Source organism: Paraburkholderia sp. J67 (assembly GCF_905220265.1).
In the GTDB taxonomy this organism is placed as follows: Bacteria; Pseudomonadota; Gammaproteobacteria; order Burkholderiales; family Burkholderiaceae; genus Paraburkholderia.
In genome coordinates, this window is record NZ_CAJMZK010000011.1 from 26,785 (window position 1) to 43,185 (window position 16,401).

Annotated in this window: 13 protein-coding genes and 1 pseudogene; 6 read left to right on the top strand and 8 right to left on the bottom strand. The window is 64.4% G+C overall.

The genetic code is table 11. The features are described from left to right. Positions 1-21: 21 nt before the first annotated feature. The 3 genes and pseudogenes from U5782_RS20585 to ppk2 all read left to right on the top strand — a co-directional run. Positions 22-684 (top strand): annotated as a pseudogene (locus tag U5782_RS20585) (FadR/GntR family transcriptional regulator); the annotation flags it as partial. 235 nt (positions 685-919) lie between these two features. Then, a complete protein-coding gene (locus U5782_RS20590; RefSeq protein WP_322045731.1) occupies positions 920-1,300 on the top strand; it encodes a VOC family protein in 381 nt (126 codons plus the stop codon). Between the two features lie 200 nt (positions 1,301-1,500). Then, entirely contained in the window at positions 1,501-2,478 is a 978-nt protein-coding gene (ppk2, locus tag U5782_RS20595) for a polyphosphate kinase 2 (RefSeq protein ID WP_322045732.1), read from the top strand. Between the two features lie 107 nt (positions 2,479-2,585). On the opposite strand, the gene U5782_RS20600 is transcribed toward ppk2, so the two are convergent. Next, complete coding sequence (locus U5782_RS20600; protein ID WP_322045733.1) at positions 2,586-4,175, bottom strand: inorganic phosphate transporter; 1,590 nt, start codon at positions 4,173-4,175, stop codon at positions 2,586-2,588. A gap of 213 nt (positions 4,176-4,388) precedes the next feature. On the opposite strand from U5782_RS20600, the gene U5782_RS20605 reads away from it, so the two are divergent. Then, positions 4,389-6,065 carry a sensor domain-containing diguanylate cyclase gene (locus tag U5782_RS20605; RefSeq protein ID WP_322045734.1) on the top strand — a complete coding sequence of 559 codons (1,677 nt, stop codon included), beginning with the start codon at positions 4,389-4,391 and terminating at the stop codon, positions 6,063-6,065. A 200-nt stretch (positions 6,066-6,265) separates the two neighbouring features. On the opposite strand, the gene U5782_RS20610 is transcribed toward U5782_RS20605, so the two are convergent. Then, on the bottom strand, positions 6,266-6,670 hold the full coding sequence (locus U5782_RS20610; protein WP_322045735.1) for a helix-turn-helix domain-containing protein: 405 nt from the start codon (positions 6,668-6,670) through the stop codon (positions 6,266-6,268). 642 nt (positions 6,671-7,312) lie between these two features. Here U5782_RS20610 and U5782_RS20615 point away from each other — a divergent pair. Beyond that, positions 7,313-7,708, top strand: a complete 396-nt coding sequence (locus U5782_RS20615) for a hypothetical protein (protein ID WP_322045736.1) — start codon at positions 7,313-7,315, stop codon at positions 7,706-7,708. A gap of 89 nt (positions 7,709-7,797) precedes the next feature. Next, the gene (locus U5782_RS20620; protein ID WP_322045737.1) at positions 7,798-8,436 is read left to right on the top strand and encodes a hypothetical protein; all 639 of its coding nucleotides are present in this window, start codon (positions 7,798-7,800) and stop codon (positions 8,434-8,436) included. Between the two features lie 58 nt (positions 8,437-8,494). Here the strand turns inward: U5782_RS20620 and U5782_RS20625 are convergent, their stop codons facing one another. The 6 genes from U5782_RS20625 to U5782_RS20650 all read right to left on the bottom strand — a co-directional run bounded on the left by U5782_RS20625 (position 8,495) and on the right by U5782_RS20650 (position 16,221). After that, positions 8,495-8,734: a hypothetical protein gene (locus tag U5782_RS20625; RefSeq protein ID WP_322045738.1), complete on the bottom strand. Its 240-nt coding sequence runs from the start codon at positions 8,732-8,734 to the stop codon at positions 8,495-8,497. A 343-nt stretch (positions 8,735-9,077) separates the two neighbouring features. Further along, positions 9,078-9,671 carry a YigZ family protein gene (locus U5782_RS20630; RefSeq protein WP_322045739.1) on the bottom strand — a complete coding sequence of 198 codons (594 nt, stop codon included), beginning with the start codon at positions 9,669-9,671 and terminating at the stop codon, positions 9,078-9,080. Between the two features lie 536 nt (positions 9,672-10,207). Next, a complete protein-coding gene (gene acnA, locus U5782_RS20635) occupies positions 10,208-12,925 on the bottom strand; it encodes an aconitate hydratase AcnA (RefSeq protein ID WP_322045740.1) in 2,718 nt (905 codons plus the stop codon). Between the two features lie 104 nt (positions 12,926-13,029). Continuing rightward, positions 13,030-14,481: a bifunctional 2-methylcitrate dehydratase/aconitate hydratase gene (locus U5782_RS20640; protein ID WP_322045741.1), complete on the bottom strand. Its 1,452-nt coding sequence runs from the start codon at positions 14,479-14,481 to the stop codon at positions 13,030-13,032. 18 nt (positions 14,482-14,499) lie between these two features. Beyond that, on the bottom strand, positions 14,500-15,033 hold the full coding sequence (locus tag U5782_RS20645; protein WP_322045742.1) for a hypothetical protein: 534 nt from the start codon (positions 15,031-15,033) through the stop codon (positions 14,500-14,502). A 186-nt stretch (positions 15,034-15,219) separates the two neighbouring features. Further along, positions 15,220-16,221: an HpcH/HpaI aldolase/citrate lyase family protein gene (locus U5782_RS20650; protein ID WP_322045743.1), complete on the bottom strand. Its 1,002-nt coding sequence runs from the start codon at positions 16,219-16,221 to the stop codon at positions 15,220-15,222. Positions 16,222-16,401: the final 180 nt, after the last annotated feature.

Genomic DNA, 16,401 nt, shown 5'->3' on the forward strand with positions numbered 1-16,401 from the left:
CGCGGGCGCGTCGACACGGTGATGCGCCAGATGGAAACCGCGCTGCTCGACGGTACGTGGCGCGCGGGCGAGAAACTGCCGTCCGAGCGCGTGCTCGCGCAGGACTATGGCGTCGCGCGCAACACGGTGCGCGAGGCGATCCAGCGGCTGGCCGCGCGGGGGCTCGTCGCGAGCCGCGCCGGCGCGGGCGTGTTCGTGACCGATCAACTGCGCACGGGCTTCGCTTCGCCGTGGGGGCAACTGGTGGCCGACCACCCGGCGCTGCGCGACGACATTCTCGAATTTCGCCGCGTGCTGGAAGGCGCGACGGCGTATTTCGCGGCGCTGCGCGCGAGCGACGACGATCTCGAACGTATCCGCACGCTGATGGACGAGTTGGAGCGCACGCGCGCCTGCGACGACAAGGGCGCGGAAGCCGACGCCGATGCGAAGCTCCACGAAGTCATCGCCCAGGCCTCGCATAACGCCATGTTTCTGCATCTGCACACGAGCGTGCTGGGCGTGCTGCGCGAGCACATCACGATCAACGGCACGGGCTTGCGTCAGCAGAATGCGGATGCCTCGGGGCTGCTGCTGCTCCAGCACCGCACGCTGTGCGACGCGATCCTCGCGCGGCGTCCCGAGGAGGCGCGCACGGCCATGCAGACTCATATCGACTTCGTGCGTGCACGGGTGGGCGAGGAGAGCGGCTTGCTCGAAACTGGTCCAACCAGTGAGCGAAACGCCTGGCCGGGCGGCGCGGCTCGCGCGCTGCCGAAGGCGCAGAAAGCCCGAAAAACGGGGAAGGTCGCGGCGGCGCGGCGCCCTGCGCCGTCAAAGGCTGCTAAAGTCGGCGCGAAGGACTGACGCACTGACGCGGCGCCCGTACGCAGAGACTGGCGCGCATCGACGCAACGAACCAGAACAAGGAGGCAAGGCCATGCACCCGCCCACCGCGCGCATCGAATCCCTGAACGCCGTGACGTTCACCGTAAGCGACATCGAGCGTTCGGTACGTTTTTACGAAACGCTAGGCTTTGCGCACAAGCCCGGCCCGTCGATCCCCGGGTTCGCCTCGTTTGAATTGGGCGAGGGCGCATCGGCCTGTTACCTGAATCTGCTCGAAGGGCCGCATGGCAAGGTCGAAGGCTGGGGCCGCGCGATCTTCTACGTCTCGGACGTCGACGCCTTCCATGCGCAGGTGCGCGCGGCGGGCCTCGCGCCCGAGTTCGCGCCGCAGGACGCGCCGTGGGGCGAGCGCTATTTTCATCTGCTCGACCCGGATGGCCACGAATTGAGCTTTGCGAAGCCGCTGGGTTGATGGCGGATTCGCGTACGGATCTTGCGCGCCAGCCGTTGGAAGCTGTCGCGCGGCGCATCAATGCATTTGAAATATGTGTGACACCCGTAGCGCCGATAGTGGCGCGTGGCCGTGTCCGTCCGCATGTGTGGCGTCCGATGCACCGGATGCACGCGTAGCGCGCGCCGCGGGTTGCCATTGATCGAAAGAGGAGAGTCGCCATGAACGAGATGGAGCGCGCGGGGCAGGCCGCGCGGGACGCGGGCTACGACGCGCAACAGCAGACGCAGGCTGGTGACGGGGAAGCCGAGCGTGAGCGCCGCCGCCGCCTCAACGAAGAGTTGCTCGACGCCTATGACGAAGAGCTCGAAATGGAAGTCGACGACCGCTTGCAGGAAGGCGGCCTCGACATCAGCGAGGAAACGCGCGCGCTGCGCCGCGTTTATTTCCGCGAGTTGATCCGTCTGCAAGGCGAACTCGTGAAGATGCAGGACTGGATCGTCAGCACCGGCCATCGGCTCGTGGTGATTTTCGAAGGTCGCGATGCGGCGGGCAAGGGCGGCGTCATCAAGCGCATCACGCAGCGCCTGAACCCGCGCATGTGCCGCGTGGCCGCGCTGCCCGCGCCGAACAATCGCGAGCGCACCCAATGGTATTTCCAGCGCTACGTCCAGCATCTGCCTGCAGGTGGCGAAATGGTGCTGTTCGACCGTAGCTGGTACAACCGCGCGGGCGTCGAGCGCGTGATGAACTTCTGCACCGACGACGAGTACGAGGAGTTTTTCCGCTCGGTGCCCGAGTTTGAAAAGATGCTCGTGCGCAGCGGCGTGCAGATCGTCAAGTACTGGTTCTCGATCACGGACGACGAGCAGGAAGTGCGCTTTCAGAGCCGCATCGACGATCCGCTCAAGCAGTGGAAGCTCTCGCCGATGGACCTCGAAAGCCGCCGCCGCTGGGAAGCCTATACGCACGTCAAGGAAGTGATGCTGCAGCGCTCGCATATCCCCGAAGCGCCGTGGTGGGTCGTGCAGGGCGTGGACAAGAAGCGTGCGCGCCTGAACTGCATTCACCATCTGCTCAGCCAGGTGCCGTATCACGAGATCGAGCATCCGCAGGTCACGCTGCCCGCGCGCGTGCATCATCCCGACTACATTCGTCAGCCGGTGCAAGAGAACATGATCGTGCCCGAGATCTACTGATCGGATCGACGTTGAAGCAAAAAAGCCGCGCCTCTCACGAGGCGCGGCTTTTTTTGTGCGGCGGCCGTCAGGCCGCGTCGCATGAATCCGCGTGAAGTCCGCGTCGATCAGAACAGGTGGCGGAACACCCAGTACAGGCCGCCCGCGAGCACGATCGAAACCGGCAGCGTGAGCACCCAGGCGAGCACGAGGCTGCGCACCGTGTTCCATTGCAGGCCCGAGCCGTTGGCGGCCATCGTGCCCGCCACGCCCGAGGACAGCACGTGCGTGGTCGAGACCGGCAGGCCGTAGACGTCGGCGGCGCCGATCGTGGCCATTGCCACCAGTTCGGCGCTCGCACCCTGGCCGTAGGTCAGGTGGGTTTTGCCGATGCGCTCGCCCACCGTCACGACGATGCGCTTCCAGCCCACCATCGTCCCGAGACCCAACGCGATCGCCACGGCCACTTTCACCCACGTCGGGATGAACTTGGTGGCGTGATCGGTCTGGGCCTTGAAGTTGTCGATGGCCTTGGCGTCGGTGGTGGAGAAGGCCGGTGTCTTGGCCTTCTCGATCAGGCGGATCGCTTCGGAGGTCAGGTACATATTGTTGCGCACGTTGTCGACCACCGATTGCGGCACCGCGGAAATCGAGCCGTAGCCGCCGACCTGATCGCCCACCTGGTTGATCAGCGCGGAAAGGGCTGGAACCGTCGCGGGCGCGAGCGTGCGCGAGCCGACAAAGCGCTCGACTTCGGCGCGCGCGTCGGCGGGCGCGGCCACGCCATTCGAGTACTTGTCGAGAATGTGCGAAGCCTCGTGGGCGACGGCGATGAAGGTCTGCGTTTCGGCAGGCGTCACGGCCTTGTTGAGCGCGTAGGCGGTGGGCACCGTGCCGATCAGGATCAGCATGATGAGGCCCATGCCCTTCTGGCCGTCGTTCGAGCCGTGCGCGAACGACACGCCCGTGCAGGTGAGGATCAGCAGCGCGCGGATCCAGAACGGCGGCGGTTCGTTGCCCTTCGGCTCGCTATAGAGCGCGGGCACTTTCACGAGGGCCTTGAGCACGAGCAGCAGCAGCGCGGCGGCGAGAAAGCCCACGATCGGCGAGAACAGCAGCGACTTGCCCACACCCAGCGCCTGGCTCCAGTCCACGCCGCTCGTGCCGCTCGCGCCGTGCATCAGCTGGTTCATCAGGCCCACGCCGATGATCGAGCCGATCAGCGTGTGCGAGCTCGACGACGGCAGGCCGAAATACCATGTGCCGAGATTCCAGATGATGGCCGCGATGAGCAGCGCGAACACCATCGCGAAGCCCGCGCTGCTGCCCACTTGCAGGATCAGTTCCACAGGCAGCAATTGCAGGATGCCGAAGGCGACCGCGCCCGTCGACGTCAGCACGCCCAGGAAATTCCAGGCGCCCGACCATATCACGGCGAGGTTGGGGGAAAGCGAGTGCGTGTAGATGACGGTGGCCACCGCATTCGCGGTATCGTGGAAGCCGTTCACGAATTCGAAGCCCAGTGCGATCAACAGGGCGATGCCGAGCAGCAGCCAGGGCAGCGCGGAGCTTTCACGCACGGGGGAGAGGTCGTCGGCGAGATGCATGCCCACGTAGACGGCGCCCGCGGCGATGACGAGCAGGAAAGCGAGCAGGCTCGCATTGCGACCGCGCGCGGGCGCGGTGCCCGGCTGCGGTGACAGGGAAAGATCCGGCATGACGAGCAGGCTCCTGTATGTAGCGGGTATAACGGGGGATTGTTCAGTCGAAACCGCTTTGAAAGCGGCGGTGAAAGCAACTTTTCCGATCATGCGGAGCATGCGTGACGGATTGATGACATCGGTGGCGAGCGATGCGCAAGCGTGGCCGGCGGCGGTAAAAACGGTCGCTATGAGCGCCGCCAGGGAGACATTCGTCGGAGGATTGCGCACGTGGTTGATCGCGTTCACGAGCCTGTGCAGGAGCCGTCCGCGCAAACGCCTGCCGGACATCCGCATCGTCACGCGAGGGCGCTGGCCCAGCGCGTATTCGCGCCGCGCTGGCACCTGCGCGCGCGCCGCTGGCTGCTCGCGCGCGGCAAGGATGCGACCCGGCTGATCGGCAGTCATCCGTTCTTTGCGGGGTGGTCGGGCACGATCGTCGCCACGGTGATGGCGGCGCTCACGTATGCGGCGCTCTATAACGGGCGTGCCGAGGAACTGCGTCATGCGGCTGAGAACTCGGCGAACATCGTGCGCATCGTGACGAGCGATATCGCGCGTAATGTCGAGCTTTACGATCTCTCGCTGCGGGCTGTCGTGTCGGGCGCGCAGCAGCCCGACACCTGGACGCTGCCCGAGGCGCTGCGCCAGCGCATGCTGTTCGATCGCGCGACGGCGGCTTCTTTTTTAGGCGGGGCTTACGTGCTGGACGCGCAAGGCCATGTGAAGGCCTCGCAGAGCGGTGTCGCGCCGCCCGATGTGTCGTTCGCCGATCGCGATTACTTCGTTGCGCAGGCGCGTGATCCGAATGCCGGACTATTCATTTCGAAGCCCTATGTTTCGCGCTTGCGGCACGGCGTGTTGTCGATTGCGCTTTCGCGGCGGATTGATGCGCCGGATGGCGCATTTGTGGGCGTCGCGCTGCTTGGCGTGCGGCTCGAATATTTTCAGCAGCTCATCGAACGTATCGATGTGGGACGGCGCGGCGGCGTCTTCATCATCATGCAGGACGGCACGCTGCTCGCGAGCAAGCCGATGATGCCGCTTGGCATCGGCGCGAATTATGCTAGCTGGCACAACTACCGGATCATCTCGCAGCACGATGCGGGCACCTTCACCGCGCATTCGGAAGCGGATGGCGTGGAGCGCGTCTATACGTACGCGCACGTGGGCAGCATGCCGATCATCGTGGGCGTTGCGCCCGCCGTGGACGACATTCTCGCGAGCTGGCGGCGTCGTTCGTGGCTGGCGCTGGCGATGACCACGGTGTTCGGCGGCGCATGGGTCGCGGTGTCGTGGATCCTCGCCTTCGCGCTGCGCGACAAGGTGCGCGCGGAAGCCGCGTTGCAGCGTCTCGCGGTGACGGATGGACTCACGGGTCTTGCGAACCGCCGCGCGCTGGACGAGCGGCTGATCTCCGAATGGCAGCGCGCCGCGCGCACGCAGACGCCGCTTGCGGTGCTGTTCCTCGACATCGACCACTTCAAGATCTTCAACGACACCTATGGCCACGCTGCAGGCGACGAAGTGCTCGCGCTGGTGGCCGAGCGCATCGCCTCGGGCACGCGGCGCGCGGCGGACATGACCGCGCGCTACGGCGGCGAGGAGTTCGCGGTCGTACTGCCGGCGACGCCGCTGGCAGGTGCGCAGAAGATCGCCGAGAAGATCCGTCGGCGGGTGGAGGCGGCCAATCTCGCGAACAGTGGATCGCGCTACGGCCGCGTGACGGTAAGCGTGGGCTGCGCGAGCTGCGAGCCGCCGGTTGGCGGTAGCGGCGCGCAATTGCTGGCCGCCGCCGACGCGCTGCTCTATGAAGCGAAGTCGGCGGGGCGCAATCAGGTGCGCGCGAAGCAATGGAACGGCACGCCCGACTCAGCGCCCGCGCCGGGCACGCCGTCCGCGAACTGAAACCCTGCGTGCGCCGCAGAGGCGGCGCAACAGTGACGGGGCAGCAGGCGAGCGTGAGCGACGCTTGCGCCCGGCCACGAGCATTGCACGCGTGTCATTGGGCGGCACCCGACGGGCGCCGTCGTTGGCGGGAGGATTAGCGCGCTAAAAGCACCCTGGGCAACGTGCGGACACGCCGGAGCATGCCCGCGCCTTCGCCTTCAGCGCGCCGATTTCGACAGGCGGTGGCCCAGGCCGAGGTTCGATACGATCTGCCAGGTATAGACGCGCGAATAGTGCACGCCGAATTGACGGCCGATCAGCTCGCGCACGCGGCTGTTGGTCCAGGCGTCACTGGGGAAGCCGTGCTCGCGCGCGGAGCCGTGCAGCGCACCCGCTATCCAGCCGAGCGCGGCCTGGTCCAGCACTGATGGACGGCCGCCCACGCTCATCTGCTGTAGCGCAGCGAGCCCGCCGTCCTCGACGATCGTTTTGTAACGGCGCACCGTCTGGGCGGAGAGGTGCAAGGAATCGGCCACGGAGTTCACCGTCGCGCCATCCACCAACATCTGGCCGGCAGCCATTCGGCGCGCGACACTCGGCAAGTTTTCGGTTCGGGTAAGCATGTGATCACTCGTCAACGAAAGATTCCGGACATGCGGCTTACGGAAGCGCCGCTCCAGTCAACCCTCTCAGTGCATGCGGGTCTTGTCGCTTGCTACGGTCCTGCAAAAGTGACGTCGGAATGCGGGGCCATTGCGGACGGCGAAACGGAACGCCCACTCGGGGCGCTTGCGGGATGGCCCGGCGTGCTTCGTAGGCACGTGGCCCAAGTCGTCCCGCAGCGGATATTAATAATTGTTTTTGTATTGTTTGTGTATAGCTGGCGGAAAAATAGTCTGCTTGACTTAGCGTTTTTCCTGGTCTATCGGAAAAAATGATCATGTCCGGATCGCTTAACAATGCGCTTCAACGCCGCGCATTCGCGCCATGATGCGCCGAATCGGCAGCGCTAAAGATGTTTGCAATCCTTTTCATCGGCCATTTTGGGACACCTAACGCGTGTCGATCGGAAAATTTGGGCAGAATGCCTTTTCCGAATCGGCATGAATGGGATTTACGCCATTCAATTCGATTCAGTTTGAAAAGGGTTTGCCGGATTTGCTTAATAACGCATTTCGATATGCGTATTTAATGCGAATTGGCTATTTCTAAGCTGCCGGTACGCGCGATCTGAAACGTCGCGAACCGCTTGACGGCCATTGGGGATGAACAAGGAACTCGACGAAAAGGTTGAACGTTTGCTACGGCGTGCGGCGAGTCGGCGCGGTCTCGTGCCGTATGGCGCGTTCCATGCCCTCTTCACGCAGGACGTGCCGCTGCGCGAGCGTTACGAAAAGCTCGAAGCCGCAGCGGCGGCGCTATGCGAACCGCAACTGGCCGACTATGCGTCGCTGCTCGCGACCGATTCGGGCTTGCCTGGCCCCGACTTTTATACGCGCTTCAGGCGCTTGCATGCGGAGCGTTATTACGCCACGCTCGGCGCGGATCGCCATCGCATGCTCAAGCTCGTCGAGAAACGCCAGCTTGCGAGCGAAGAGCGCCAGCGTGTGTACGATCACTACCGCAGCGCTGTCGCTGCGCCTGCCATGCAGGAGGCTTGAGCGGCTGTCTGCGGTATTGCGTGAATCATTAGCTGTACTGACACAATCAATTCGTATCGATTGATACGGACTACCGAGGGGAAAATGTCATGCGATTTATCGACCGATCGAAACCCTTGCTGAGCGTGCTTGCCGTGATGGCGGCAATGGCCGGGTCTGCGCCGCTCTACGCGCAGGACGCAGCGGCGCCCGACGCAGCGGCGCCCGACGCATCGGCACCCGCCGCCGCCAGCGCGCCCACGGGCTTGCTGCAGGTGGGCGAAGTACAAACCGTGGCGCATGTGGTGAGCGTGGACGCGGCAACGAACTCGGTCACGCTGCGCGGCCAGCAGGGCAAACAGGTGACGGTGGCGGTGGATCCGGCGGTGGGCAACGTCAGCAAGCTCGCGCCTGGCGATCAGGTCAACATCGTCTACAAGGAGGCATTGCTGCTGCGTGCGGACAAGGTGGACACGAAGGGCATCCGCGAGCGCGTGGTAACTACGGCATCCACGCCTGCGTCGGACGGCGTGACAGCCACGGCGCGTTCGGTGCAGGTGGTGGCGACGGTGCAGAAAGTCGACCGCAAGCATCGCAAGGTGACGCTGCGCGGCCCAACGCGCACGGTCGTGGTGAACGTGCCGCAGGACGTGCCGATCGGCTCGCTCAAGGTGGGCGACAGCATCCGCGCCGACTATGTGGGCGCGACGGCCGTGGAAGTGCTGCGTAACGGCGAACGCGTGCAGTAAAAACAAGGCGCGCCCGGGAACGGGCGCGCCAGCATCATTCAGGTATCGAAGCGCGGGGTCAATCGACGCGATTGCGGTCGCGCACCAGGATCGACACGTACACGACGGTCGAGACGATGATGACCGCGACGCCTGTCACGACCTTCCTGTGATTGAACTCCACCAGCCCGGTCACGGCGATGGCGATGCCCGTTGCCGAACCCAGCGTGCCGATAGCGGCCACGAGGATGCGCAGTTTGCTCCAGACGCGATGACGTCTTTCGGGCCCGGCGCCTGCTCTCAGACGATCGAAAACCATGGCGATTTTTCCCCGTGGATGGCAACCGGCCGGAACGTGAGGGCATGTGGCCTGCTGCCAGACTTGGAAATAATTATAGCGAGCGGGGAAATTGGCGCTTTCAGCGCGTCCGCGTGACGTTTCGCGCGGCGCGAAAAGATTTCACGCGCTTTTGCGTGCGTTTAAGTTTGCCTTAATTTTGCAAAGCCATGATGGGTGCGTCGGGTCGATTCGATAGTCGATTCGCGGTTGTTCTTCACGTCCCCTGTTAGCCGCCGATCTTTATCGGCGGCTTTTTTTTGTGCGCTTCATTGGCAGCGACGTTTGCAAGCGTAGGCAGCCACGCCTTCACGTCGTCACGATTTCACTCGTACTCGGGAAAACCCGCCCGCCCTTGCGTCAAATCACGCAGCGTGTCGCGCGCGGCATCCACGGCGGTGACGGGCATCTGGATGGTGAGCCGCACCGTCATCGTGTAGCGGCTGTCCACGAGCGTGTGCTGGGCCTGTTCGAGCCAGTGACGCACGCGCGTTTCGTCGGGGTAGCCGACTTCCACCATGAGCCGGGCCTGGGCGATACGCTCGACGCGCGGCGCGTCTTGCAGGGCGCTCGCGATCGCGTCGGTATAGGCGCGCACGAGGCCGCCCGCCCCGAGCTTCACGCCGCCGTAGTAGCGCACCACGGCGGCCAGCACGCCGTCGAGGTCGTGATGGCGCAGCACTTCCAGGATCGGCCGACCTGCCGTGCCGGACGGTTCGCCATCGTCGGACATGCCCGACTGGCCGCCCGCGAGCAGCGCCCAGCAGACGTGGGTAGCGCTGGGGTGTTCGTCGCGCAGACGTTGCAGCTCGATCATGGCGGCGTCGCGGTCGGCGACCGGAATCGCGAGACCGATGAAGCGGCTCTTGCGGATCTCGAGCTCCGCGCTGACGGTTGAGGCGAGGGTGTAAGTGGGCAAGGCAGGCGAGGCGAGGCGAGGTGGTGGAAACCGTCATGTTAGCGGATGCGGGGCGCCTGCCAGGCGCGGCGCCCAGACGCTGCCCCACGACGGTCAAAAGTGCGACCACAGGACGCGTCCCGATATCTTGACAATATCCGTAATGGATTCTTGCGGCTTGTGCTAATGACGCATCGGGAGCCAGGCCCGATAATGTCGTTCGTGACGGGTCTAGCTCTGGCTGGGGCGATGCCGAACTCCTCATTCGGTGATCCGTCATTTACCGAATTTCTCTCGCTGGCGCCGCATGGCTTGTGTTCCTTGCGTTCCGCGCCGCGATACCCCCCAAAAAGCTCCCCCAAAAAAATCCCGGTCGGGACATCGTCCATCGACCGGGGTTCATAAGGCTCGCCTGTTCTCAAGAGGCGATTCCACGTTACGCCCATCAAAAATCCGCGGCAACGCGAAAAAAAAGCCCGACTCGCGCCGGGCTCCAAGTGTGACCGCACCCGTTGCCGGGCGCGGCACCTGCAAAAAACTCGTGCTTCGCTAGAGGCTCAAGCGGCCAGCAGCGAACGCAGCACGAACGGCAGGATGCCGCCGTGCTTGTAGTAGTCGACTTCGATCGGCGTGTCGATGCGCAGCAGCACCTGCACGCGTTGATCCTTGCCGTCCTTGTGGTGGATCACGAGCGTCAGGTCTTGCTGCGGCTTGAAGTCGTCCGTCAGGCCTTCGATGTCGAACGTTTCTTCGCCGGTCAGACCGAGCGACTGCACGCTGTCCGAACCCTTGAACTGCAGCGGCAGCACGCCCATGCCAACCAGGTTCGAGCGGTGGATACGCTCGAAGCTGCGTGCGACCACGGCCTTCACGCCCAGCAGTTGCGTGCCCTTGGCTGCCCAGTCGCGCGACGAGCCCGTGCCGTACTCTTCGCCCGCGAACACCATCGTGGGCGTGCCGGCGTCGATGTACTTCATGGCGGCGTCGTAAATCGACAGCTGTTCGCCGCTCGGCTGATGGATCGTCAGGCCGCCTTCGACGCGCGTGCCGTCGGCCTTCGCCGGGATCATCAGGTTCTTGATGCGCACGTTCGCGAACGTACCGCGCATCATGACGTCGTGGTTGCCGCGGCGCGAGCCGTAGCTGTTGAAGTCGGCCTTCTGCACGCCGTTTTCCTTCAGCCAGCGGCCTGCGGGCGAATCTTCCTTGATCGAGCCAGCCGGGCTGATGTGGTCGGTCGTGACCGAGTCACCGAAGATGCCCAGTGCGCGCGCGCCCTTGACCTCGGCGACTTCCGACGACGGCGTCATCGAGAATTCCTTGCCGAAGAACGGCGGCTCGGCGATATAGGTCGACTTCGGCCAGTCGTAGACCTGGCCTTCTTCGCCCTCGATCTTGCTCCACAGGTCGCCCTTCTTCGTGAGCTGGCTGTAGTTCTTCTGGTAAACGTCTGCATCGAGTGCAAACTTGAGCAGCGCGTTGACTTCGTCGCTGGTCGGCCAGATATCGCCGAGGTAGATGTCCTTGCCGCCCTTGCCCTTGCCGACCGGCTCGGTCATCAGGTCGCGCGTGATGTTGCCCGCGATCGCGTAAGCAACGACCAGCGGCGGCGAGGCCAGGAAGTTCGCACGGATGTTCGGGTGAATACGCGCTTCGAAGTTACGGTTGCCCGACAGCACAGCCGCCGCGACGACGTCGTTCTTCACGATCGACTCGTTCAGTTCCGCCGTCAGGTCGCCCGCGTTGCCGATACAGGTCGTGCAGCCGTAAGCCGCGAGTTCGAAGCCGAGCTTCGACAGATAGGGCAGCAGGCCGGTCTTCGTCAGGTATTCCGTGACGATGCGCGAGCCCGGGGCGAGCGAGGTCTTGATGTGCGGCGCGACCGTCAGGCCCGCTTCCACGGCCTTCTTCGCCAGCAGGCCGGCGGCCAGCAGCACCGACGGGTTCGACGTATTCGTGCACGACGTGATTGCCGCGATCAGCACGTCGCCGTTGTGCAGGTTGACGCTCTCGGTCACCTTGTACTCGGCGCCCATGTCGGCGGCCTTCTTGTTGAAGCCGTTTTCCGCGACCGGCTTCGAGAACAGGTCCGTGAAGGTCGACTTCACGTTGCCGATTTCGATGCGGTCTTGCGGGCGCTTCGGGCCGGCCAGCGACGGTGCGACCGTGGCGAGGTCGAGCACGAGCGTCTTCGTGTAGTCGATGGAGCCAGCCTTCGGCACGCCGAACAGCTCCTGTGCCTTGAAGTAGTTCTCGAAGGCCGAGATTTCGGCTTCCGTGCGGCCCGTGCCCTTGAAGTAGTCGATCGTCTTTTCGTCGACCGGGAAGAAGCCCATGGTTGCGCCGTATTCCGGCGCCATGTTGCCGATGGTCGCGCGATCCGGCAGCGACAGCGAGGCCGTGCCTTCGCCGAAGAATTCGACGAACTTGCCGACGACCTTCTCCTTGCGCAGCATTTCGGTGATGGTCAGCACGAGGTCGGTGGCCGTGCAGCCTTCGCGCAGCTTGCCCTTGAGCTCCACGCCCACCACATCGGGCGTGAGGAAGTAGACCGGCTGGCCGAGCATGCCGGCTTCCGCTTCGATGCCGCCCACGCCCCAGCCCACCACGCCGATGCCGTTGATCATCGTGGTGTGCGAGTCGGTGCCGACGAGGGTGTCGGGGTAGTAGACGGTATCCGCGCCTTCGGCCTTCTTGTGCACGCCGCGTGCGAGGTATTCCAGGTTCACCTGGTGGACGATGCCGATGCCCGGCGGCACGACCTTGAACGTGTCGAAGGCCTGCATGCCCCACTTCATGAACTGGTAGCGCTCGTTGTTGCGCTGGAATTCCAGTTTCATGTTCAGGTCGAGCGCGTCCTTCTGGCGGAAGTAGTCGATCTGGACCGAGTGGTCGACGACGAGATCCACCGGCACGAGCGGCTCGATGACCTTGGGGTCCTTGCCGACCTGTTGCGCGACGCCGCGCATGGCCGCGATGTCGGCGAGCAGCGGCACGCCGGTGAAGTCCTGAAGCACGACGCGGGCAACGACGAACGGAATTTCGTCGACGCGCGACGCATTGGGCTTCCAGTTCGCGAGTTGCTCGATGTGCTCTTCCGCGATCTTCTTGCCGTCGTAGTTACGCAGCACAGATTCGAGCACGAGACGGATCGACACGGGCAGGCGATCGATCTTCACGCCGAGCTGCTTGCCAAGTTGCGGCAGCGAGTAGAACTTGCCTTTGCCGGAACCGCTGTCGAATTCCTTTAGCGTTTTGTGGAGGTTGTGGGCCATGGTGTTTTCCTTCGTTTAATCGCGGAAATAACGCTTTTTTACTACACGTATGCTGCGGGTGCTGATTCTTATCCTTATCCGAACTATCCAATCTATCCGGTTGCTCAGATCACATACAAGTCTACGTATTCGTTCACCGGCATGGCGTTAAGGCGTGCCGCATCGAGCGACACATCGAGAATCGCCTGCTGTTGCCTTGAGGGGAAGCGGCGCGCGAGGTTGCTGCGGAACTTCTCGATCAGGAGCGGGATGCCTTCGTCGCGGCGTCGCTGATGACCGATGGGATACTCCACCACGACTTCGGGCAGCGTTGTGCCGTCGCTGAGTTCGACGGTGAGCGCATTGGCGATCGAACGCTTCGCGGGGTCGTGGTAGTCCTTCGTGAACTGCGGGTCTTCGACGCAGACCGTCTTCGCGCGCAGCGCGTCGATACGCGCATCGCCCGCCACATCGTCCTCATAGTCGGCGGCGGTGAGGCGGCCGAACAGGAGCGGCACGGCGACCATGTACTGGATGCAGTGGTCGCGGTCGGCGGGATTGGCGAGCGGCCCGGTCTTGTCGATGATGCGGATCGCCGCTTCGTGCGTGCGTATCGTGATCCGCTTGATGTCTTGCGCCGTCTTGCCGTGCTGCGCGAGCTGGCGGTGCAGCGTCATCGCCGCCTCAGCGGCCGTCTGCGCGTGGAATTCGGCGGGGAACGAGATCTTGAACAGCACGTTTTCCATCACGTACGTGCCGTAGGGGCGTTGAAACCTGAACGGCTGGCCCTTGAACGAGACGTCGTAGAAGCCCCAGGTCGTGGCTGTTAGCGCCGACGGGTAGCCCATTTCGCCGGTCTTCGCCATCAAGGCGAGGCGCACCGCCCGTGAGGTGGCGTCGCCGGCGGCCCACGACTTGCGCGAGCCGGTGTTGGGCGCATGCCGATAGGTGCGCAGCGCCTGGCCGTCGACCATCGCCAGCGAGAGTGCGTTGATGAGTTCGTCGCGCGTGAGGCCGAGCATCTGCCCGGCCACGGCGGTGGAGGCGAGCTTCACGAGCAGTACGTGATCGAGCCCGACCTTGTTGAACGAGTTCTCCAGCGCAATGCAGCCCTGGATCTCGTGCGCTTTCACCATGCCTTCCAGCACGTGCTGCATGGTGAGCGGTGGCTTGCCTTGCGCCACGGCCGTGCGCGAGAGCCAGTCGGCGGTCGCGAGTATCGCGCCCAGATTGTCCGACGGGTGTCCCCACTCGGCAGCGAGCCAGGTGTCGTTGAAGTCGAGCCAGCGGATCATTGCGCCGATGTTGAAGGCGGCCTGAACCGGGTCGAGCTGGAATTGGGTGCCGGGCACCTTCGCGCCGTGAGGGACGATCGTGCCCGGCACGATCGGTCCCAGCAGCTTGGTGCAGGCGGGGTAGGAGAGCGCTTCGAGTCCGCAACCGAGTGTGTCGATCAGGCAATGCCGGGCCGTCGTCAGTGCGAGCGCACTGTCGATCCGGTAGTCGAGCACGTAGTCGACGATATCGACCAGTACTTGATCCGGTTGCGGCCTGACGTTCGAGATCGGTGCGGACATCGAGGCTCCCCGCGGACCTTACTGACCCGAGGCGCCGCTAGCCGGTGCGGCGCGGGTGGCCGGGTTCAGGGCGTTCGCCTGGGTCGGCGCCATGGCGCCTTGTTGCATTGCAACAGTCTTGCACTCGTCGGCCAGACGCGAGCTGTCCTTGTCCGAGAACAGCATGGCCTTGGACGGGATCACGACCAGGTCGAGGCCGGTTGCGGCGTCGTGGAAGCGATCTGCACCGGTCGTCGTCGATTGACGCGGCAGGTTGTAGTTCTTGTTCGCCCAGTGAACGGTGACGATCTGGTCACGCGCCATGTCGCCCTTCAGGTCGAATTGCATGCCTTCTGCGCAGCTCCAGTGTTCCGAGCCTTCCGGCACCGGATCGACCTTCGCTTCCTTGGCCGGGTTGGCCTTACGCTTGATGATGCGGTGCTTCGGTGCCGGCTTCGCGGGCTTCTTTGCCGTCGTCGACGCTGCGGTGCCCTGTGCGGCGGCGTCGGTCGCGGCCAGCAGCATCGTCGAGGACAGTGCGCCGATAACGGTAGCGATCAGCAGTTTCTTCATGGAGTCAGACCTTTATCTCTTAAATCGGTTGATCAGTGCGCGGCCGCAGGTTGCGACCGCCGGTTGCACTGCGCACGCCCCGAGAGCGCGCAGCGGACGCTATTTTCACCTATTTATCGGTACAAACTTCATTTTTCCGGTGCGCAAAAAAATGCGCTTGACCGGGGGGGAACAGCTGATTCTCATTCATGCCGAGGTTGCCTCGCCGAACAGCGGCGCGGCCTCAGCCGGCACGGCCCGGCCGGTCGAGCGCGCGCGGCGCAGCACCGACCAGTAATAGCGGTAACTCGCGCGGTCGTGCAGCGTGTCGCCGTGGCGCGTCGGACCCCACTGCGCGCTTTGCGCAGCCAGCAGGATCTCGGCGGCGGTGACGATTTCCTCGTCGCGCGGCGCGAAGGCGGCCACGATGGCGGGAATCTGCGCCGGGTGGATGCTCCACATGCGCGTGTAGCCGAACTCGTTGCGCGCGCGGCGGGCGTCGTTCGCGACGATCTCCATGTCGCGCACTTCCGTGCTGACGTTGTGTGAAGGAACCTTGCCGAAAGCGTGGCAGGCCGCGGCGATTTCGAGCTTGGCGCGGCGCACGAGCGGATGGTCGAACTGGCCGGGCGAGCGCATCGCGCTGTCGGGGATCGCGCCGTCATGGGCGGAGACGAAGTCCATCAGCCCGAAGCTCAGCGACTCCACGCCGCGCAGCGCGGCGAGATCGAAGGCGCGCGCGAGCGCGCCATGCGTTTCGACCAGCAACTGGACGGGAATTGGCTTTTCGATGCCCATTTCGACGCGCGTGGCTTCGATGAACGCGGTCATCTCGGCGGCGTCGCCCACGGCGCGGATCTTCGGCAGCATGATGAACGCCGGCGCGCGTTTGGCGGCGCGCAGGATCAGGCGCACGTCGTCGCGCCAGTGGGCATGATGGAAATCGTGGATACGCACGCCGACGCGCCCGAAGCGGTCATGCTCGCTGCCCAGAAACGAGGCGACGAGTTCCGCGTGTTCGGCTTCGCGGCCGACCTGGGCGCCGTCTTCGCAGTCGAGGGTGATGTCGAATACCGGGCCCAGCTCCTGCTGGAGCGCGAGGGACTTCAGCATCAACTTCTCGCTGCCGGCGTAGTGATCGCACGCGGGCAGGAGGGTGGGCGGCGCTTCGCCGTCAAAGAGTACTTCGGCGGGGGAGAGGGCGCGCATCTTCGGCGTCAGGAATCGAGTTTTGGGGGGAACAACCTGATTCGGACGCGCCCTGCGGTCGCGGTGGACGGTGCAAGGCGCGTGCGGATCAGTGCGCGAGATGCGCGCGGCCTGGGCCGCCGCGTCTCGCGCAATCAAACCGGAATGCGCTGCGTTGCCGCCGCGTTCCGGTTTGCCTGC